Genomic DNA, 21,102 nt, shown 5'->3' with positions numbered 1-21,102 from the left:
TACTTAGATAGTAGAAGGGAGTTTAGATATAGTCTAGTTGTAGTGCTCAGCTAGTTACGAGTAATGACCCTAAATAATAATGCAGGATAAATGTGATAGTGAGAGGAACATCACCCATCAGCGACTTTATTGTTTTAATTATCTATCATGAATTTTGTTTAAGTTACTTAGTACTTAATTCATCTTCAACAAAGCAAGTAGTTAGTTATTACATGAATAGGCAGGTTAACTCACTACTTAGTTCCGTTCTAAAACCACAAGTGATTAGTTAATTACAGGTATAAAGTAGTTATTAACGTTTTTTGTTAGACTAGATATTTTGAATAAAAGCATCTCTGACTACTTCTAAAAGAGCGATGAGATGTAGTGGTTAATAATATTTTGCCACAGTTTTAGGGTCTTTGTATTTACTTTGAGTTAGTTCAGCTAGCTTAAGATAAGCTTACCCATTTATTTTCCAAATCATCTATTTTCCGGCTCTGCCTCGTTTTCACTATCACTACTAAATTTGAAAGGCTGAAAAGGGCTCAACCATATTTCGCCTAGCTTATTATCTCCAAGTACACTAAACGTTGATCACCTAAAATTATACCCAAAAGTTTATAGAAGCTTGGAAGTTCAGTCGTTCTGTTTCTAAATGGTTTTTTAAAAGCTGAGAATTCCAGTATTAAAGCTGGCTTAATAAAATAAATTATGGCCTTTCATTGTCATTCTTAATTAATTTGATATTTTAACGAGGAAAGCAAATGGCTAAGGAATAGCGTGATAGCACACTCAAATTATGATCTAATTAAACGTTTTCATTTTATAGAACTTATTTTTTTGGGAAAATCGGTTAACGACTAAATATATAAAACAAAATTTTAACATAAGCCGTTCAAGTGTATCAAAATACATACCAGTCACTAAGGTTATGACTATCCGCTCATGGCACTAAGCCGTATTTCATCAGGAAGAAAAGCCGGTCTTTGGATAATTCTATGGTATGCACAACATTTATTTGGCAGTTACTACTTTAAAGGATTAGTTGGTTTGCTTTCATATGAGGCCTAAATACGGAGTAAAGAAATGACTGAAATAATTAAAGCAAATTTTAAAATTGAAAATAACAATAATATTTCTGGAGTACTTGCTACTGGATCAGACTCAAAAAAATTCAGTTGCTGGTCTTCAGAGTTTTTTCATATTGAAGATCACTCTAACATCTATGGTAAGACTAACGAAAATAAATATATCTCCTTATTAAACTGCTTAGGCGGGAGCGGTGCGTCCAGTTATATGTCTCAAAATGAGCGTTCATACTCATGCGAAGTTTATTCGCATACTTTGGTTGTTGGAAAAGATAAAGTAAATTCTGAAACAGATAAATTTGATTCTATTTCGTTAGTAGTTGGTAATCCATTAAAGCTCTTTAAACATTTAAATTCATTTGGTTATATAAACTTTCCGGATGAAAATTTAGTTGAATCACTGAATACACAAAAATATACACCAAAGTTTGATACCGAAAAGCATCCCGTTATTGCTTATTTTAATGGTGACTTTTCAATTTTTGAGCAAGAAACAGAATTAGGTACAATAAAAGCTCATAACTTAGTTACTAGCGGTTCTCTTGGGGGAGCAACAGGTGTGAAGATCGAAAATAAAGTAGTCATAACTATTGATTTTCGTGAAGGTGTTACTATTGATGAAGCATTCAAACGAGCCAATTTAGTTGCTTTATTTCTTAGGTTTATTGGTGTGAAAGGTCTTTTTTTTAAAGACATAACGCTAAAGAAGATTGAACACGAACACCATGAATTTACTATTTATCACGATAGTTATGAATGGGGGAAAGAGATAAAGGATAGCTATTACTCTGAACCACTTATTGATGTAACTAACGACAGATTTCCAGAAATTTTGAAAGGTTGGTTTGAAAAAAGTGATAGAGAAAGTGTAAGGTACAACTTTTACAATACGTACTTCAGAGACTCCTATTCCTCAGACAGACTTATAACAGCAGCAAATATGTTTGATATTTTTCCGGTATCAGAGCAGGATACAAAATTATCGATAGCTACTGATGCAGAAGAATTATTAACAAACTTAAAAATGCACATCAAGTCTGAGTTTTCAACGTTTCCTGATATAAAACAATCTCTATTACAGTCTATTGGTTTTTTAACTCGAAAGTCCTTAAAAGACAGGGTACAAGAAAGACTTAATATAATTAAGCCACATTTAGTGGGACATAAAATAAATACCAAAGACTTAGAGTTCATTGTAAATATCGCCATAAAAAGTCGAAATTATTATGTGCATGGTAGTAAATATAAAAAATTATCGCCAGAAAAGCTCTTAAAATTCCAAGGTCTATTTATTGACACTTTTGAATATATTTATGCCTTGAGTGAAATAGTAGAGTGCGGTTGGGAATTTACCGATGCACCTTTATGGACTTCTCAAAATCAGATCATTGGCTTTGAACAGCGTTTTGATTTTTATAACAAAAAATTAAGAGAAGCTATCGAATAATAATTTAAAGAATTAAACTGATTTTTCACACTCTTAATTTATAACTAGATAGCCTACATATGTTTAAGGTACTAATGTCTGCTTCTTACATTCTGTTGAACTTCAGCAAAGAGCGAGAAGCAGACGGTCAGATAAACTCGTTTTTGGTTATCGGCTGTATTAGGTGAATTTCGCATAAAATTTCTATGGGCAAACGCCCCAACCCAAGCAAGGGCAAAACTAATTTACGAAATTCAATTTTCGTCATATGGATTGAAGATAAAGCATGATGGTTCAGCATATATAGGATAATATATTTACATCAAAGGCTTTTAAAGGGATCTCTTATGGCAAAGCAGTTTATGTTAATGGAACCGAAAAATGAGAATTTTAATGAGTTACTTGGGGGCTCAAGTAAATATTTAGTTCCTAGATTTCAGCGTGATTACGCTTGGGATATTCAACAATGGGAAGACCTTTGGAATGACATAAATTCCTTAGATGAAGAAGGCTTCCATTACATGGGCTACATAGTTTTACAACAAACTGAGCAGTATCAGTTTGAAGTGATTGATGGCCAACAGAGGTTAGTCACACTTTCGCTAATTGTTCTTGCAGCAATGAAGGCTCTTTCGGATATGATTGAAAGAGGTGAAGATGAAGCCGATAACAAGATAAGACTTGATGAACTCACTAAGAAGTTTGTTGGTAATAAAAATCTAGTCTCCTTAAAAGTTGTCAGTAAGCTAGAACTGAACCGAAATAACAACAGATACTTTCAGCAGATATGCTCGAAACTTGAAGCGCCAAATCATAGAGGGATCACATCTACTAATAAACTAATTAGAAAATGTTTTGACTTTTTTAGTACAAAGGAGTTTGGCTCTATTGGGGCTGAGATTGCGCAGTTCATAATGAAGTTCTCCTCAGCAATGATTTTTACAAAGATTATTGTGCAAGATGATTTAAATGCGTACAAAGTTTTTGAAACTCTTAATGCACGAGGTGTTCAGCTCTCAACCCCAGATCTATTAAAAAACTATTTGTTTTCAATAGTTACTAAAAATAACGATATTGAAGATGATGAGTTAGACGACTTAGATGAGAATTGGTCTGAGCTAATTGCTCAGCTAGGTGAAAGTAATGTATCTGACTTTGTTCGATATCATTACAACTCACATAGGAAAATGGTCACTAAAAAAAACCTCTTTTCGTCTATGCGCAGAGTAGTTACTACTCCTCCAGAGGCTTATGCTTATCTTAAAGAGCTAATCGAGTATGCCCCAATTTATGCGTCACTGATAAACCCTAGTGATTCGTGGTGGGCAGAGCAACCACAAGAATATAGAGATTCTCTAAAGTTCTTAGTTGGTATTAGGTTGTTCAATATTAAACAACCACTAGCTGTTCTACTTCCAGCATTTAAGTACTTCACACCAGAAGAATTTGTAAAAACAGTCAAATATTTATATGTTCTGTCTATTCGATATAACGTCATTTGCCATTTATCGCCAAGTGAACAAGAGTCACTCTACAACCAAATAGCAATGAAAGTGTCAAAAAAAGAATATAAAAGAGCAAGTCATATAAAGAATAGTGAAGAATTTAAGAGACTGTACCCAAATGATGATACGTTCTTTAATGCTTTTGAATTTCATCGAATGCCAAGCAGGCAAACAGCAAAAAAAATAAGGTTTCTACTTGCTGAGATCGAAAATTATCTTGGGTTCCATTGTGACTTCAACAAAACAAATCTGGAGCATATTTGTCCTTATAATCCTGATCAGCAATGGATTGATAGCTTTGGTGAAGGCATTAATGACGTTAAAGATCGTTTAGGTAATATGCTTCTACTCGATAAAGATGAGTTAAAACGGGCTACTTTTGAACAAAAGAAAGATTCGTACGTAAAAGCCCCATACCATTTGGCTCAAAAAGTCACTGAGCACGATGAGTGGAACCTAGACTCCGTTAATGAGCAACAAAAATGGATAGCCGAGCAAGCTGTTAAGACATGGCGTATTGACTAAGCTCATGGCACATACCATAGATAAATAAAGGATTTATTTTTTGGATCATACCTGCCCCAAACATGTTTTGGGGCAGACGTGAGTTAAATCGGGAAGGCAGCTCATGGCACTGAGCCGAACTCCGGCAAAGTGCGATAACCGGACACTGAAAAAAGTTAAATTTAATTCTGTTTAAATGGGTAAACAGATAACTTTCTTCGTTAACATCATTCATTGTTGTTTTGGTGCAAAATGATGTTCAATAGGGATTTGTAACGAATGTGGAAATCTGAGTGAAACTTGATAGTTATAAAGTGAATAGAAAGCATCGAGATCAAAAGCCTAAAGCTGCTTGTACTCAGTGGAAAGTTAGTGAGTGGCAAGAGATCAAATTATTTTCTACAGCTAAAGAAAAAGAATGGGTCTGCCCGAGGAATCATTTATGGGCAATTGAAAAAATTGGTAATATATATACTGAATTAGGTAATACTGATAAGGATATCGCTTATATGGCCAAGTATGTAACAAATAAAAATAATGAATGGCATGGCTATCCAGTCACGCCTTCTCGAGATGCAGATAGGCCACCGACAACTGTTTTGGATGCTTGGCGAGAAGAAAAGATAATAACAAAACCCAAACAAAGTAAAATAATTAAAGGTAAGTGGTAGTGAGTATTAATAAATTTACTATCAATATAGAAGGCGACTACGTTGATTCATATATATATTCAGGCTTATTGATTCTTGTTGACATTGATTACAAGTTGACTATCTATAAATGGGAGCAACTTTTTAATCAAGGATTAAGTGGTCTTAATTCTTTTAAGTTATTGGCACTAAAGAGTCTTATCCTAGATAGTAGAGTAAAAATACCAAAAATAGAGTTAACTAATATAACTATTTCGAAACGAATTTTGAATAGTGCGAAACTCTTTACCTTTGATATTGGTGTTTGGCCTTCAGATATAAACATCTTTTCAAATCAATTATATATATCCTCCGAGAAAGGGGTTTCAAAACTAAGTTTAAACTATAAAGATGGTAGCTTAAGCTCAGAAATTAAATTATTTGATGAAATGTGCTTTTCTGTGTCTCCAAACTCTCATGGGAGATTGGCGTTTGCCGCAGGAAAAAGTGGTGTATTAACTTTGTTACCGTTATCAAAATTTCATAGCCAAAACCACATAAAGCAGTTGGTTTCAGATGTTTGTGTTGATCTTGATTGGCAATCTACCAAACTTTTTGCATCAACAGTACATGGTGTAGTGGAAGCTACATTTGTAAAAATGCCAAAACAAAGTGATTTTGAAGAAACAAGTGAGTTCTGGAATGAAGTGAAGTTAAATAAGGAAACTAAGCCTAGGATAGAAAGAAATACTGAAGAGAAAATGTCATGGATTGCCGGAGACAAAAAATATTCATTTCTTAATAATGGAAATATTAAAATAGGTTATTTTGAATGTGAAGCTTCAACAATTGAGACTAATTTCAATGATAATATATTAAAAGCTAGAACAGCTGCTTTTGGAACTGTGTTGGAAACGGATGATGAGCTATTTTCTTTTATTGGAAATGATATAATTCCTTTAGGAAAAGAGCCTGTTAGTTGGAGAGTATTTCCAAGAGCCAAAAACTATGCAAATCAACTACACATTGTTCAAGATGAACATATTGAAATTACAATAATTGAATCACTAGCTGAAAATAAATTTGGATTTGATACAAGTAAAATTGATTTGCAAGGTTAAACTTTAATTCGTTATAACAAACTCTAAAACCAAGAGAAGCAAAACAGCAAGGTTGCGCGCCCCTCACTAATTTTAGCCTGCAGTACTTATTTTGAGGAGGTTGGCAATCCTTTAGGAATGTCGATACCGGTGTTTTCCAATGGCGATGTAATCCGATATTCTTATAACTAATTTTTAGTATCGTACCAAGCGTTTGGTTTGATAACGCTATAGCCCATGATGCTCGTCCATGTGAAATCGGAATAACTATGGCAAAAAGAGCTTAGGAGGCTTCGTTGAAAGGTTGTGCTTTGTTTCAGTTCTTCTACCCAGGTAATATCCGAATGTTGCCAGGTGAAGCACCTTTTGATTACAAAGGTGAGCGATTCTTTGTCGGAATCGGTATGCCCATGAGTTCCGTCAACACTCTATCTGTAGGCGACAAAATAATACGCGTTGATCATCATAAGGCACTGGGCTACAAGTACGATTTTGCCGCATCGCGGCAAACCGGCGACAACCAAATTTGCAATGTCACCGAACGAACTGATGGTTCATTCGATGTCAATTTATTGATGGATACTGACGGCAAAGGTCATACTCAGTTTAGCCATTCCACTATCACTACGCTTGTTCGTATCGCTATTGAAGCTGATGGTCTTTCCGATGCTTTAGAACGCAAAGCGTTGGACGCCCTGAACCACTTTATCAGGGTGTATCGATACGCCACTTTAGACACTTCAATCAAGGAAGTGTCTTTCATGACAGGCTTTAAGCCATACATTGTCACAGGGTTCAAGTCGTACAACAAACTGCACTTAGCGAAAAAGACAGATCAACGTATCCGCGAGCTGTTTGATGACTGGAAGCCTAATGCGCAACGCTTTTCTTCTTTGCAGCCGCCGAACTTAGGCGATCATGAATTGGTTGATTTCGACCGCGCAAAAAGTACAGGTCACATTGCCCATTATTTAACAACAGGTGACTTCCCTAGCTGGCGTGTAACCCTTATGCGAGCTTACGAAATGGCGAATGAACAAGAGAATTATAGTGCGGCTGTATTGGAGTCTTTTATCGCGCTGGAATTAGCTTTGTATAACCTACTTAATGTTTGTAGAGAAAAGGGACAAAGTATTAAACGATATGGTCGCGTACATGATGTGATATCCGAAGCGTTGCCGAACCTGTTTGATAAAGACGTTGAGGGCTTAGTGAATAGACTTCTTAAGTTCAAGGCTATTAGGAATAAAGTTGTTCACGTAGGTTACAAACCCACTGGTGCTGAGTGCTCAGCGTGTCTCTCGATAGCAGATGAAGCATTCAAGTTCTGTGATAGTAAGACTTAAACTTAACTGAAATGTTCTAACTTTCATAGAGTCTTGATGTCTCTACTGGGCTGGCCGGCAGTTAAATACTGTTCGCTTCTTGGCGCCATGACCGTCCGCTCATGGCACATACCCGTCAATTGCAACAGAGCTAATTGCAGGTATTGGTTGAACAAATTTTAATTCCTATCAAATCAAGTTTGTCAAAAATAATTGTTTACTATAACGAATTTAGAGTTATTTAAGACTTAGAATCAAGAGCGTATAAATTACTTGGCTGCCAAGTTAAATTGAGCCCTTGAGTTTAAATATGAAAAGTATAAATTTTAATGACGGTGAAAAGCTTAATAACAAACAGTCGTAATATTCTGAATTTACCATTGCTCATAGGGTCTTAGCTCTATAAAATAAATTACTTGTAAATACAGTTAATTATTTCAAGCACTATTCTGGAGCGAATTTTGAACCTAAGTACTTGGGATATCCCTAGTAACAGTAATAATGATTTAATCAATGAGTTATCTAAAGCAAAAGTTTTAATAGTTGAAGACCAACTTTTAAATATAGTTTTAATTCAGAATATTCTATCGAAACATTTCAATATTGAAATAGCGAAGAGTGGAGAGGAGGCAATAAAGCGATGCCAAACTTATATCCCTGACTTAATACTACTTGATATACAAATGAGCGGTATTGATGGTATAGAAACTTGTAAACTCCTAAAGGAACTACCTTTACTAAAGGATATTCCAGTAATTTTTATAACGTCTTATCTTGAACATGAGGAATTTTGTTGGGAAGTTGGCGGAGTTGATTTTATACGAAAGCCGTTCACAAAAAACACTGTATTCAATCGAGTTAGAGCCCACTTAACTATTAAGTTTCAAAGAGATACATTGTTGGAACTAGTTTTTTTAGATAGCTTAACCCAAGTTTATAATCGACGTTATTTTGATACTCACTTTGTAAAAATCGATTTGAATGCTAAAAGAGGTGGTGAAGACTATACTCTTATTTTAATAGACATTGACCATTTCAAACAATTTAACGATATATACGGTCACCTAGATGGTGATAAAGCATTAAAAGCTGTGGCCACAACAGTTAAGGAAACATTAAAAAGGCCTAATGATTTCGTAGCCCGTTACGGAGGGGAGGAGTTTATTATAGTTCTACCATCTACTAATTTAAAGGGAGGCGTTTTAGTAGCTGATAATATAGTAAAAAATGTGGCTGCGCTTAAGATTCCTCATAGTGCTTCCTCTTTTAAATCACTTACTATCAGCGCAGGTGTTTCAACATTAGGTAGTTCGAATGAGCAAACGAGTATACTCCAAGTAGCGGATGATAGATTATATATGTCAAAGCAATCAGGGCGAAATAGAGTGAGCTATTAAATTGGTCAAGCAAATATCTATTATTAGAAAAAGTTTCAGTCTCATTTTAAAATATGCCCAATATCCTAGATAGGCACACAGTTGTTAGTCGGCAATAAGTAGGTGTTGAGGCAATCCACCAAAAAAATAATAGAAGCCAAATGTAGAATTTCCTCTTATTGTAAACACAGGGAATAATTATGAAAAAGCACATTTTACAGACAGCCAAATCCTTGCCATTTTAAAACAAGCAGAAAGCGGCGTGCCTATTCCTGAGCTGTATCCGCGAACAATTCAACCTTTTATAAATGGCGCACTAAATATGGTGGTATGGACGCCTCAAATGAAATAACCTAAATTAATGTCAACCCTGCATTAAACATACTCGGTTTGTGGCAGGTAGAGGGGAGATAATGGCTATATATATGGAGTTATCGCCATGTGATATAGGCTTAAGCTGTTGTGCTGTAAATGAAAATAATACTATCCGCAAAAACGGTGTGGTAATTGACGAAACGAAAATGTTTTTACGTGTGCGATTTGAGGAGGGAGGGTTTGACATTCGTTTTTCTAAAAAAGATTACCTTCCTTATAGGGCAGATAAATTGTATTTACCTGACTATAAGTTAGAGCTTGATCTGTAGTGGTTAATAAAATTTGACCATAATTTTAGAATTTTTGTATCTTCTTATTTATCTCTATTTTTCCACTATAGTAAGCTTCATAGATAGGTTGTTCCATGTAATACCTGATAACTATACGGCTACAGTGACTTTTTCTATATTACTGGTTATTTTATTGGTGTACGCTTTTTATCATATGCTGAAATGTGAAGTTGCCAATAACCCAATCTTGAATGTGCTGGTGGGCGTATGCATTCTCAACTATATTGAATTACTGGTTGTGAACACATTGTCTTGAAGAAATGTCCGCATTGCAACTATCTATTCTCATTACTGCGTACTTTCTTGTTATAACCTTTGTACTTTTAATTATTTACCTCCTATGTCGAGGCAAGTAAGCGAGTAGTTATGGCTCAAACCATTGTTAACTTTGCTGATTAAGCGGATGAGAAAAGAGCCAAACTCCCCCGCTTTCAAAAATTTGCATAGAGTGGCGCATTGCCTTAATGAAATGATTGCAAGCCCAATTTAACATAACAATAACTAGTATAAATAGAACTTTACACTAGTTATTTTTGAATCAGTCCCGTAAACTAAAAACGATACTCGTTTTTGGTGGCTGTGTTTGAGCTGTAAATTATACACATCAGCAAATATTCGCTTTACTCGATGTGCATATGTGAAATGTACCCGCAAAAAGATTAAAGAGGTTATAGAATGAAACCGCGTTTTGACCATTTATTAAGAGGTCCGATTTCTACGGAGTTAGTCCCGCTGAATATACCAACGCCGGCCATTATAAAAGATAATAACTGCCCTATTTATGCCTATGTAAATTCCCTACGCTCAAGAGCATCGCAAGAAACTGTTCGTCGCGTACTGCAAAGCATTGCCAAAAAGTTAAACCAGCGAAACTTATACAGTATTGTTTGGAAACGATTTGATAGAAACACTCTCAACAGTTTGGTTAATTTACTACACGAAGAAGGTCTATCGAATGAGACAATTAGCTTGTATTTATCGGTGACAAAAAGTGTTTTAAAAGAAGCATATTTGCTTGGCCAAATAGATACGCTACATTGGGAGCGTGCAAAAGCGGTGGCCAAACCTGCCTCTGGGAAAAAGCGCGAACACGCGACATTATCTGAACTTGAGTTTGATACGTTGCTACAAGAAATAAGCCAAAACGCAGCCTCGCCAGCAAAAGAAATTCGAGATAAAGCAATATTTCATCTATTAATTGGGTGTGGATTAAGGCGGTTTGAGTTAATTAATTTGAAAGTGGATAATATAAATTTCATGACAAATACACTCACGTTTGACGGAAAAGGGCGCAAAGAGCGTGATGTTACAATTCATCCTTACACAATGACAGCACTAAAACAGTGGTTGGATATGCGAAGTTATAAGCCAGGCTACGTATTTACGCGTGTGTATAAAGGGGGACGTGTTCATGATAGTGTGCGACCTGAAATAAGTGGTGAAGTAAAAAAAATGAACCCAAACTCGGTTTATTTATTGTGTGAAAAGTATGGGTTATTACAACGCGGTATTGCGCCCCACTCACTTAGGCGATCTTATGCCACACTGTTAAGCACCAACGGTGCCAATATTCAATATATTGCAAAATTGATGGGTCATTCGAGTATTAAAACGACAGAGGTCTACATTAAATCAGACAAAGAAGAAATAGAAAAAGCCGTGCTAACGCAATTATTTACAACTTTTAAAAGCTAAAGTTTTCGCCAAAATACTGAGAAAAATAACTATCTAGCGCCCCTATAAATATCTTGCTAGGTGTTTTTGATAAGATCAACGACATATTTTCCCCATCGTTAGTGCCAAAGTGTGAAAGCCTGGCACTCGAAAATCAGCTTTTATCTTTTTCATACTCAAGTATATCGAAGGTAATTTTACAATGTATTACTCAATATAAGATTATTAACTCGGAAAGTTTACATTTAACCTAGTAGCGTGAATCAATGCATTTAAAAAAGCACCTTGACACGCAGAATACAAAAGTGAGAATTTAAATGTCTATAGATACACAAAAAATATCCACCTCATTAACCAGAGTGAAAAAAATACTCGCACTCAGCCATTGTACGGATGTAGCAGATGGACTTGTCGAGTACCTATCTAAAGAGCATGGGTGTGGTTGGTTTGACGGTGGATGTTTCACATTGGCGGTAGCTGTTAGCTCAGTAGTAAAAGGCTCAGAGATACATGTATTACGTAGTACGGAGCATTGCGATCATGCTGTTGTAAAGCTCTCCTTAGTAGGCGATACAGCCATTTACTTTGATGGTGATGGAGTGCAAACGAAAGAGAAGTTGCTTGAAAAAATGCATAAGCAAAAACTAACTACATGTAATGTGGTTGAGCTATTAACTGACATAGATCCGTCGTTGATATTCCAAGATGTGGTCGATGAATTTATCCTTCAGTTTAAAGCTGTCAACTACACAGAAGGGCTTTAAGCTAACCAGTTGGCTCTCTGTGTTACCTATCCAATACAGAGTAGCTCAAGAGCTTTATTAAAATGGTTTACTCGCAAAATATTGATAAAAATTGAATAGGTGTACACAAATATGACTACAACATACCTATTATTTGAAACAACTTAACATGATATAGTTATTTGTTTAATATATCTTTACCCTTATTGATAAGCCAAATAACACGTACCCCTAAGAAAAATTATAAAACATGCTATCAGGGTAAACAAAGCTAAATATTATACAAAAATGTGTCAGAGTGCATATTAAATAATATATAGTATATGCATGTTGTAGTCATTATTGGGCGATAAAAGGCATTATGGAACAGCTAATCAAAACAACGCGGGGCGATTTTAAGTTTCAATACAATGAAGTATTTAATGCTGTCGATGCTCTAACCTGCGCACTTAAAGAAAATACCGACTCTATTGGTGCAGATATATTCGTCCTGCCTACCATCACTGAAGACATAGCCAAAACTCGAAGCTTGGTACAGTCTCGCATTCGTTTGAAATTCAATGATGAACATCAACAAGCTCTTTTAGATGCGCCGTATGATGTGATTCACCAAACCGGCAATGAGGCTATTCGTAAGGCGATTACGCATATCGGTAAGTTTCGCGCACAACACAATGAATCAACCCGCTATTCAATCAAATTACCGGGCCTCATCAATGTCCAATGCGACTTTGCGTATATGCAAAGGTTGGCCACTTTATTTGATAACCTCAATGCAGAGAAGGTAAAGCTTAAAGATGTTATTCACCGCTTGGCTAAATCAGTTGATCAACGCTTTGAGATTGTTCACGACGCTGAGCCAGGGCTCATATTTCCAATGGCAACACGAACACACCCTGTCTTTATTCAAAAGGATATTTTGAGTGCGCGTTTTTCATGGGAACATAAGTCGCAAATTAAAACGCTAACTAAGCAGCAGGTGATTGAGAAAATAGACCGCTCTTTGGTGGCGTATGCACCTAACCATGGCAATAGTGCAGATTCGCAAGCAGGCTTAGCGCTTCACATTCAAGAAGAGCGTAAGCTTATCAGTCATTTCACAAGTAACACGCTATTTAACATAATTAGGAAAGCACCCGCGACACCGATTTTAAAGTTACGTTTTAATGAGCCTAAAAATCCGAATAATACCGGTACTGAAATGACGCTCAGAAAAGACTTACACGCGCATTCGCCTATTTTCTTAATTAACTGTGTTGATACGTTTAAGTTTAAACCGCTGGGGGATTATGCTGGTAGAAAAGAGGTGGTTAGTAAAGCAGAGCCATTAATACCGCGTCTACATATTTACTTGAAAGAAAAAAATAAGCAGTAAAGCAAATGAGCGTTACTGCCATAAACAATTGTGTTTATTCAAATCCGTAAAATTCTTTCCATGTTGTGAACTGACTATAATAATAATCAGGCGCACTCGGTAAATTTGCTGGTCTATGCCCTTGTCGTGAAAGCCAGCGCCAGTCATATGCGTTCTTCAGGCCATGCTCTATGCGGATCTCTGTTGCTAGAACTTTCGCATCTTCCCATTCTAAAAATCGAGCCCCTTTTGGGGCTAAGAATACATCCCAGCCTTCAAAATTCTCGTAGTAAGCTTGCGGGGAGCTAGGGAACGAACCTGGTATCTTATTTTCTTTCAAAGCTTTTTTCCACTTGCGAATAGAGGTTACGTTGTGTTTTCGCACCAATTGTTTCAGATCTTCATACGACATTACATCACGTTCATCTGTTTTTATTTTTTCGGATTGTTCTACAGCTTGTATTTCATCACTTAGCCTTTGACCTAGTTTCAGAAGCTCTTTAAAGTTGCTTATCTCTTTAAAATACATCATAGGATTAGAGGGAATATCGGCTGGGCGACCTTGTAATCCATTAAACTGGCCGTTACACAACTTTTGAAAATCAGTTGCGGAACGAATACCCATCTGAAAAAGCTTTACTGCAGCTTCCTCCAACCCTAGTTTAGATATTGAGTTTGTCGATGGCATCATTTTTAAACCTTAAATTGTTTTTATTTACGTTTGGTAGTGCATTATCGCGAATTAACATGTATTAAACGGTAATAATAAGCGATTTATCTAATAAAATCTAACAAGCCCCGTAATTTTTTTTAGCCTACCAATATTATGCTACTGATAAATCTGAATATTTAGCAAATTAATCATTTTCATTGAACACATAAAAGCTACTATAAAGAAAATATAACTCTAAGCCGAAACTTACAGGGCCTATTTTACCCCTGTGTAAAATTTCACGACTCAAATACCATGTTTTATACTATTCAAAATTTATGGAGTAATTAGGGGTTTTGCGCCCATCCCCTCGATATGAGCCTTAGTTGATGTAAATTATTGAAAAACCTTGCGACCTTTAACTTTAAAAAATATAGTTAATTGATCCAAAAAACCTAAAACGTTTTGAAAAATTCGTAATGAGAGCACTTTTTATAGGTATTTATTTCCAATATCATTATGTAAACCTTTTGATAATTGTTCCCCCTCAAATAACTGTTCAAAAAACAGGCTTGAGGTTAATCTCGAAGGGATGGGCAACTAACCCCTTAATGGGGTTTTGTACCCAAAAGCCCAAGTAGATAGCTAATTGAAATAAAAAAAACTAAAGTTGTACTCGATATGTGCTGTAAAATGCTTGTGTGAAATCGACTGTTTAGATTTGATACTACTCAAACTTTCTAATTCTGTCATGCCGGTAGCTTTTAGTTGAATAGCTAGGCGTCATTGTATTTGATACTGAGCTTTCTATTGATGCACGTAATCCATCAAGTAGCTGTACTTCATTAGAGTGTTTAAGGTAGTCAATAATACCCTCGCTCAGAGATTCTATTATCTCTTTGGCTTTTCTAATTTTAAAATGGGTGCCCTCTGCTAATTTTAGTAAATACGACATGTCTGGAAACTCTTTGCTGTTAGCCAATTTGAGTGCCATTTTATTGTCGATGGTTTCGTAGATTTGTGTGTGTGTTATATCAAACGGTGGTGAGAGATATATGTTTTTCATATCAGGTGTATATTGCAAGGCAAAGTTTTTTAAATGCGCATCGCCGTTACCAATTAAGCAGGTAAACACAATGTACTTGTACATCCTTTCTACTTCGGCTTGGCTGTTTGTATATAGATGGGTAGCTTTGAGTAAGGTTTCGTAGCTGCCAGTGTATTTAGCGTCGGGGTCGTTAGTTTTTTTTAGTAAGGTTGTGAAATCTTCATAACCGAGCTTAGTTCCGTCACTTGTTTTATCAAAGCGTTCAACAACGAACGTTTCTAAATTTTCAGACAAGTATGTCTTTGGTGGCTCGAGTCCGCAATGGCGAGCGGCTTCCATACACACAAACTCGTTTACCGTAAGTAATGGGAACTCGGTATCGAATGACTTCACTATTAAATCTTTCTGCGGAATTGTTCTGTCGGTTTTAATAGCTGAGGCATTAGGTATACTTACTTTAGGTTGTACGCCTGCCAACGAATTTTGTAGGTAGTACTTTTCTAATAACTGAGGGAAAAGTGGTGCATTGCTGTTATAAGTCAAAATATCGCTCAAAGATACAGGCTCAGCCTCTGGTAAGGTAAGCTCACTTTTATATGAAAGCATGCCAATGCCTTGTGCGCTCTGTAAAGCAAGTAAATACATGTCGTTTACTTTGGCGTATCTCGCTAGTTTTTCTGCAATAAATCGACGGTTAAAGCCCTCTGGCAAGTTTTGTGAAAATATAGGGTGAAGAGAACCCGATGAGTAACCATCCATGCCTTTCTTAGTCATAGTAAGCGAAACATATAGGTTCTCTTGCGTTGGCTGGTAGTGATGTACTGAGCCATGTGTTAGTAAGCCAACTTCAGCATGGTCAGTGCATACTGTTATATTTGTAATTTTATTTGGAAGCTGTGATGTACCACTCATTAGTCATCCTCCGAGAATATATCTTCAATAGTATCCCAGTCTGGTAAGGAGTGTTGCTTTGCCGTAACTTCAAACTGTAAATCAACAGCATCAAGCAGTCGCTCAAATATATCAAATGAACCAGTGAAACGGCCATTCTCAATCTCGGAAATCGTTGTTTTATTAATTCCCGCGATCTCTGATAGCTTTTGTTGGGTGTAGCCTAAAGCTTTTCTGCCAGTACTTATTTGCTTGCCAATACCTGCTCTACTCGACATATGTTTACTTATTGAAAGTTAGCTATATAGCTAACATCTTAGTATATAATTCATAAATTAGCTATATAGCTAATAAAAATATCAATATTAGGCAGGCATTGCATTAATTATATAAGACGGTTCAGCTATGCTTCTACTATCTTCGTATGGATATTAAAATGTAGGTATTGACTATCAGTCACCTTTGTAAGGTGCATCGATATAGTGTTTGATATCTTTTGTAAATTGCCTTTCGAGTAAAGGTGGGTTTTTACTTTTTTCTTTAAGCGATTCACTAAATAGATCATTTATTGTAACAATGATTTCTTGTCCCTGTCTTGTTCTCTCAGCAAGTAAACGTATACCATTCTTAATTTTGTGGTTTATTAATGCGGCTTCAATTAGAGCATTAGATAATGTCTTCTCTGGAAAGTTGTTACCTTTTAGAGTTATAAATACAACACTTAAAATTAAAAGTAATTTCATATGAGTTAATATTTAGCTTTATAGCAAATTATCCATTACATCTTTGTATAAATCATCTTCACCAACACGTACATATCTCTCAGTTGTAGAGATTTGACTATGGCCAAGCATAGAGAAATATTTTTGATATTAGCCCCATTTTTATACAAGTTGGTGGCGTAGCTGCGGCGCAAAGAGTGCAGTAGTGGTGCATTATATTGTTACACAATTTAAAGGTAGCATCGGTACTCATGGCTTTATTTTGTAAGTGACCCCCCTTTAGAATGCTTACAAAAAGAAGGGGATTTTCATTAGAGCACTTATAAATTTCAAGCCAACTTTTAATTGCATCTAAAACTACAGAGTGCAAAGACACTTTACGTTCTTTATTACCTTTACAGATAACGCGCAGTGACTTTTGACTAACATCACTAGCTTTCAAACTTGCAACCTCCTGCCTACGCAACCCACATCGTATTCGTATTGAAAACAACGCGTAGTCACGTGCTATAGCTTTATAATCTTAATGGCATCACGTTGTAACGCACTCATATACCCAAGTAAATAAGCATTCTCAACCACTTGTTTTACAATAGCAACGTACAAGGTAATTGTCTTTGGTCCGTAACTTCCTTTACTCTTAAAGCTATTTAATACAGTCCCGCTAAAGTTTTCCAGTTAATATCATAGATTGAATTTCTACCTAAATGTTTAGCAACCGCCTTCATAATTCGCACCGCTGTTTCTTGAGAGGCTTCAGACGAAAGCGATAAAATATAATTATATATCAGACATTTCGCATTTTGATAGATAACTGTTTTTTATGCCGGCCATAGGCAATGACCAAATATTGGCGTACTGCAAATAACTCTTTTGCAAAAAAGAGTCACGACTAAACCTTACTGTATATTTTGTTGTAGTAGAATTAAATTAAAATGGCTTAATGTTAATCTTTGAAATTAAACCCGTACATCATATTTTTGTAATTTAACAACACACTGCAAAATTCGCCTAATAAGCTTATGGTCACTTCAAATCCGAAATTATGAATTTGCACCCTACCCAAAAATAGCTCTTGTAAAGTTCTATATACAATAGCTATTTTCTTGTTAAATTGAGCTTTAAATAAAAAACTTAGACTAACTCACCTAAGTTTTTAAATTTCAATTTTAGTGAATTTCTATATGTTTAATGCCGAAAAAATTACATTGATGGCGATAAAAAAAAATTAAACCCAAGCTCGCAGTGGAATACTCTGCAATTGGTGGAACTGATAAATTGCGCGCCACACCCAACACTATTAATGAAAGTAGTAATATGAACACAGGTATTGTCACTTGGCTTGCATAACACGATAGTAAATAAATCGTCGCGTTCGGACCGCCCATATAATTACACTTTTTAAAAATATAAAAAGTACCAAAATGAATTATTACAAATAAAAAACTAACATGCCCTAATCCTTCCGGACAGTTTATTTATAAATTATGTCACACTTCTATATTGAGGCTAGAAAGCTAGAAAGCTAGAAAGGGTTAAAAACAATACTGTAAATTGTTTTTGTATTAAAAACTTGAATGCTGCGAGCGTAAAAATCACTCTTAATTCATATAATTTTTAGCCACACATTTCGCAAGGCCCGTGTGGCTACGTGACCGTTAAATCTCGCATTAAAGGCTGCCCATTGAGTTAACATTCTGTTTATATGATCTTTTATATTTTCCTGGCTATATTAATATGGCGCTAATCAGCGCCATGGTGGCTATTAAGCGGGGAATAAAAAAGCCCTTTCAGGGCTCGGTAATGCAATTTTTTTTGTTAACTAAATTATTTTTTTTCGCTTTTTGACATACTCAAGCGCTTCTTGTACCGGGCCTAAAGCCTTTAAGTTGGCCATACTTATTAGAGTAATTACAGCGATAAAGCCGACGATAAAAACGAGATAACCGGCCGCCTCGCTTCTAGTCATAAAGTACGTAATTAATGATCCGATCCCACCAACAATTATCCACAGCAATGAAAAACTTATCAGTTGCATGGTAAACATAGCTTTCATTGCCGTTATAGCAGGTTTAAGTTCTATATCAGAAATGTGGTCAAATTTACCTCCTTCAGTGGTGATGCCTACGATGGTTCTTTTTGGTATTGAGCGTTCTTTGACTTCCATGTAATCAATCGTAAACTCTTGACCAACACCATGTACTAGATGCCTGTTTATAACTTCGGGTACTTGCATGTTGCCATATTTAACACCGTCAATTTCTAAGTAATCATAGATATTAACAGTTGTCTTATCTGTTTCTTCTCTATGACTTGCAGTTATGTCGGTGAGCTTGCCTTTGAGTTGATGTATCATTTTTAACCCTTTACTTATTATAGATTTATAACAAAATAATTCTTTGAAATTATGGTTTATTAAATAGCATTGCAGATACAAGCTTGTTAATTATCCTTACGAGTAGCCCATCGCTGTTAGCTATAATTAAACTGAAACCCTAAGGCAAATGCGTACATTGCTTTTGTGGGTATGCTGATGCATGTAGAAAAAATCATGCTACTAAATGGATTTAATGAGTCAAGCAGAGTTAGTTTGTCGTTAGTCATTAAAAATAGTCCATTACTTTCAATCAGGTAATTAAGTTACAGCTGGAAATGCTGTTGATGAAACGATGAGTTAAAAAACTTTATTACTAAATGCTGAATATAACATACGCAGTTAGTATTGCTGTTGTTTTGTTGGTAATTATTTAGGGCGTGTATTTTTAGTTAACAAATACCGGAGTTTTTCAAGTTAGTTGTCGCATCAAATTAAATTTTATGCCGCCCGCATTGCTTCTTTTTTCTCTGGATTTAAATTTACTTCATTGATCATCGTCCAATCTCGAGACTTTCCTGACCAACGACTTGGATTCTGTAATTTCGCCATCCCATTTACCTGATGACGTTTCGCTAGTATCGCTTCATCTAATCCTAAATGACGCTGGTTTGGCGTGACAAATTTAATACCGCTGTGCAAGTGCTCATCGTTGTACCAATCAACAAATCCGCTAACCCACTTTCTTGCGCTACCCATGCTTTCAAAGGCTTTCTCAGGGTATTCCGGGCGATACTTTAACGTCTTAAATAGCGATTCAGAATAAGGATTATCATTACTCACAGACGGTCGGCTAAATGAAGGAACAATACCTAACTCCTGCAATGTCGCTAATAACGTTGCCCCTTTCATTGGACTGCCATTATCCGAGTGCAGCGTGACTTGCTCAGGCTTTACCTGCTCTCGCCTGCAAATATCTACCATTAAATCAGCCGCCAGTGTGCTTAGTTGTGTGTCATGAACCTGCCAACCAACTATTTTTCGACTATAAATATCCATCACTAAATATAAGTATAAAAACTGATCTTTAACAGCTGTTGGCAAATACGTGATATCCCATGTATAAATTTCGTTTACACGTGTTGCCCTGAGTGCTTTTGGCTTTTTTATCTTTTTATTTGGTTTAACTTTTTCTCTGTGTGTTAATAATTTATGCGATTTCATAACGCGATAAAACGAGCTTTCTGATGCTATCCACACATCTTTATCCAATAGTTTAGGGACTATCTTGCTGGGTGGTAAATGCCCATATTCTATTGAATTAACCGTCTTAATTATACGCTGTTGCTCTAATTCAGTTAGCCTGTTAGGTGGTCGCTTTATCGTGCTTGTTCGCTTATCTGTCATATCATCAGCTTCAATCCAGCGTTGAATTGTTCTTGCCATTAGACCAAGTAACTCACATGCTTTTTCTTGCCTTGCCCCTGATTTCTGCGCGTCGGTAATGAGCTTTATCAATTCATGACGCTCAGTTGAACTGGTTAATCGTCCTCGTTGAAACCCCAAAGCGCATCTGCTTTTTTTTTGAGTACAAGTAAGGCGGCTGCTTCTGCTAACGCTTTGTCTTTACGATTAAGCTCTTTTTGAAGCTGCTTAATTTCTTGTTTGAGCTGTTTACTGTCTGATTTTACGGGCTTCGTTGAAGGCCCTTTAGCAAAATCTTGCTTCCATTGTTTAATATGATGCGGGTAAAGCCCCTTAGCGCGGCAATATTCATTAAGAGCTGCTTCATCTAAACTCGCACATTCAATAATGGCGTTAAGCCTTTCTTCTAAGCTCCAGTCATGAGGGCGTTTTTCTGTTGTCATGTGACTACCATTATTTTTAGTTTCAAGTTCATGGTTTTTAGCAAGCGCGATCCATCGTTGCAAGGTTGAATAACCGATGCCTAAATCAAGCGCAATATCTTCTAGGCGAACATCATCACATTGAGATAATGCTTTTTCAACAGCGTGAACTTTAAATTCTTGTGTAAATCGACGTCTCATTTTATCTGCCTCTATTAAAAGTTAGAGGCGACAACTATCCTGACACCTGACTCTTA

17 protein-coding genes and 1 pseudogene are annotated in these 21,102 nt (G+C 36.0%); 11 read left to right on the top strand and 7 right to left on the bottom strand.

Going from position 1 to position 21,102, the window contains the following annotated elements; genetic code table 11:
- The first annotated feature begins 1,068 nt into the window (after nucleotides 1-1,068).
- From I6E70_RS15920 to I6E70_RS15875, 11 genes and pseudogenes are all read left to right on the top strand, one after another.
- Entirely contained in the window at nucleotides 1,069-2,517 is a 1,449-nt protein-coding gene (locus I6E70_RS15920; protein WP_197189153.1) for a HEPN domain-containing protein, read from the top strand.
- A gap of 326 nt (nucleotides 2,518-2,843) precedes the next feature.
- On the top strand, nucleotides 2,844-4,526 hold the full coding sequence (locus tag I6E70_RS15915; RefSeq protein WP_231620131.1) for a DUF262 domain-containing protein: 1,683 nt from the start codon (nucleotides 2,844-2,846) through the stop codon (nucleotides 4,524-4,526).
- Between the two features lie 272 nt (nucleotides 4,527-4,798).
- Nucleotides 4,799-5,176, top strand: a complete 378-nt coding sequence (locus I6E70_RS15910; protein ID WP_197189152.1) for a hypothetical protein — start codon at nucleotides 4,799-4,801, stop codon at nucleotides 5,174-5,176.
- Nucleotides 5,176-6,255, top strand: a complete 1,080-nt coding sequence (locus I6E70_RS15905) for a hypothetical protein (protein ID WP_197189151.1) — start codon at nucleotides 5,176-5,178, stop codon at nucleotides 6,253-6,255. The genes I6E70_RS15910 and I6E70_RS15905 overlap by 1 nt, the downstream gene beginning before the upstream one ends.
- 275 nt (nucleotides 6,256-6,530) lie before the next feature.
- A complete protein-coding gene (locus I6E70_RS15900; protein ID WP_197189150.1) occupies nucleotides 6,531-7,580 on the top strand; it encodes a hypothetical protein in 1,050 nt (349 codons plus the stop codon).
- A gap of 440 nt (nucleotides 7,581-8,020) precedes the next feature.
- Entirely contained in the window at nucleotides 8,021-8,956 is a 936-nt protein-coding gene (locus I6E70_RS15895) for a GGDEF domain-containing response regulator (RefSeq protein ID WP_231620130.1), read from the top strand.
- A gap of 157 nt (nucleotides 8,957-9,113) precedes the next feature.
- Nucleotides 9,114-9,277: pseudogene (locus I6E70_RS20740) on the top strand (transposase); the annotation flags it as partial.
- A 71-nt stretch (nucleotides 9,278-9,348) separates the two neighbouring features.
- Nucleotides 9,349-9,579, top strand: a complete 231-nt coding sequence (locus I6E70_RS15890; protein ID WP_197189149.1) for a hypothetical protein — start codon at nucleotides 9,349-9,351, stop codon at nucleotides 9,577-9,579.
- A 696-nt stretch (nucleotides 9,580-10,275) separates the two neighbouring features.
- A complete protein-coding gene (locus I6E70_RS15885) occupies nucleotides 10,276-11,295 on the top strand; it encodes a tyrosine-type recombinase/integrase (protein ID WP_197189148.1) in 1,020 nt (339 codons plus the stop codon).
- Nucleotides 11,296-11,591: 296 nt separating this feature from the next.
- Nucleotides 11,592-12,038: a hypothetical protein gene (locus I6E70_RS15880; protein ID WP_197189147.1), complete on the top strand. Its 447-nt coding sequence runs from the start codon at nucleotides 11,592-11,594 to the stop codon at nucleotides 12,036-12,038.
- A gap of 340 nt (nucleotides 12,039-12,378) precedes the next feature.
- Complete coding sequence (locus I6E70_RS15875) at nucleotides 12,379-13,392, top strand: DNA replication terminus site-binding protein (protein ID WP_197189146.1); 1,014 nt, start codon at nucleotides 12,379-12,381, stop codon at nucleotides 13,390-13,392.
- A 34-nt stretch (nucleotides 13,393-13,426) separates the two neighbouring features.
- On the opposite strand, the gene I6E70_RS15870 is transcribed toward I6E70_RS15875, so the two are convergent.
- The 7 genes from I6E70_RS15870 to I6E70_RS15840 form a co-directional block, all read right to left on the bottom strand.
- Entirely contained in the window at nucleotides 13,427-14,062 is a 636-nt protein-coding gene (locus I6E70_RS15870; protein WP_197189145.1) for a hypothetical protein, read from the bottom strand.
- A 688-nt stretch (nucleotides 14,063-14,750) separates the two neighbouring features.
- Complete coding sequence (locus I6E70_RS15865) at nucleotides 14,751-15,983, bottom strand: type II toxin-antitoxin system HipA family toxin (protein ID WP_197189144.1); 1,233 nt, start codon at nucleotides 15,981-15,983, stop codon at nucleotides 14,751-14,753.
- The gene (locus tag I6E70_RS15860; RefSeq protein ID WP_197189143.1) at nucleotides 15,983-16,240 is read right to left on the bottom strand and encodes a helix-turn-helix transcriptional regulator; all 258 of its coding nucleotides are present in this window, start codon (nucleotides 16,238-16,240) and stop codon (nucleotides 15,983-15,985) included. Before I6E70_RS15860 ends, I6E70_RS15865 begins: the two co-directional genes overlap by 1 nt.
- 174 nt (nucleotides 16,241-16,414) lie before the next feature.
- Complete coding sequence (locus I6E70_RS15855; RefSeq protein WP_197189142.1) at nucleotides 16,415-16,705, bottom strand: hypothetical protein; 291 nt, start codon at nucleotides 16,703-16,705, stop codon at nucleotides 16,415-16,417.
- A gap of 97 nt (nucleotides 16,706-16,802) precedes the next feature.
- Nucleotides 16,803-17,195 (bottom strand): tyrosine-type recombinase/integrase, encoded by a 393-nt coding sequence (locus I6E70_RS15850; RefSeq protein WP_331459192.1) that lies wholly within the window; start codon nucleotides 17,193-17,195, stop codon nucleotides 16,803-16,805.
- Between the two features lie 1,311 nt (nucleotides 17,196-18,506).
- The gene (locus tag I6E70_RS15845; protein WP_197189140.1) at nucleotides 18,507-19,040 is read right to left on the bottom strand and encodes a hypothetical protein; all 534 of its coding nucleotides are present in this window, start codon (nucleotides 19,038-19,040) and stop codon (nucleotides 18,507-18,509) included.
- Nucleotides 19,041-19,499: 459 nt separating this feature from the next.
- A protein-coding gene (locus tag I6E70_RS15840) for an IS3 family transposase (RefSeq protein WP_197189139.1) occupies nucleotides 19,500-21,046 on the bottom strand; the annotation gives its coding sequence in 2 pieces (ribosomal slippage) (nucleotides 19,500-20,587 and nucleotides 20,587-21,046; 1,548 coding nt in all).
- Nucleotides 21,047-21,102: the final 56 nt, after the last annotated feature.

Origin of the sequence: Pseudoalteromonas sp. NGC95 (genome assembly GCF_015864705.1) — a bacterium.
GTDB lineage: Bacteria > Pseudomonadota > Gammaproteobacteria > Enterobacterales > Alteromonadaceae > Pseudoalteromonas > Pseudoalteromonas arctica.
Note: the sequence above shows the minus strand (reverse complement) of the source record. Positions and strands in the feature narration are given on the sequence as shown.

What these genes read in the sequence shown, in the direction of transcription:
- I6E70_RS15920 (WP_197189153.1), top strand. Translation starts at nt 1,069, where the DNA reads ATGACTGAAATAATTAAAGCAAATTTTAAAATTGAAAATAACAATAAT.
- I6E70_RS15915 (WP_231620131.1), top strand. Translation starts at nt 2,844, where the DNA reads ATGGCAAAGCAGTTTATGTTAATGGAACCGAAAAATGAGAATTTTAAT.
- I6E70_RS15890 (WP_197189149.1), top strand. Translation starts at nt 9,349, where the DNA reads ATGGCTATATATATGGAGTTATCGCCATGTGATATAGGCTTAAGCTGT.
- I6E70_RS15885 (WP_197189148.1), top strand. Translation starts at nt 10,276, where the DNA reads ATGAAACCGCGTTTTGACCATTTATTAAGAGGTCCGATTTCTACGGAG.
- I6E70_RS15880 (WP_197189147.1), top strand. Translation starts at nt 11,592, where the DNA reads ATGTCTATAGATACACAAAAAATATCCACCTCATTAACCAGAGTGAAA.
- I6E70_RS15875 (WP_197189146.1), top strand. Translation starts at nt 12,379, where the DNA reads ATGGAACAGCTAATCAAAACAACGCGGGGCGATTTTAAGTTTCAATAC.
- I6E70_RS15870 (WP_197189145.1), bottom strand. Translation starts at nt 14,062, where the DNA reads ATGATGCCATCGACAAACTCAATATCTAAACTAGGGTTGGAGGAAGCT.
- I6E70_RS15865 (WP_197189144.1), bottom strand. Translation starts at nt 15,983, where the DNA reads ATGAGTGGTACATCACAGCTTCCAAATAAAATTACAAATATAACAGTA.
- I6E70_RS15860 (WP_197189143.1), bottom strand. Translation starts at nt 16,240, where the DNA reads ATGTCGAGTAGAGCAGGTATTGGCAAGCAAATAAGTACTGGCAGAAAA.
- I6E70_RS15855 (WP_197189142.1), bottom strand. Translation starts at nt 16,705, where the DNA reads ATGAAATTACTTTTAATTTTAAGTGTTGTATTTATAACTCTAAAAGGT.
- I6E70_RS15845 (WP_197189140.1), bottom strand. Translation starts at nt 19,040, where the DNA reads ATGATACATCAACTCAAAGGCAAGCTCACCGACATAACTGCAAGTCAT.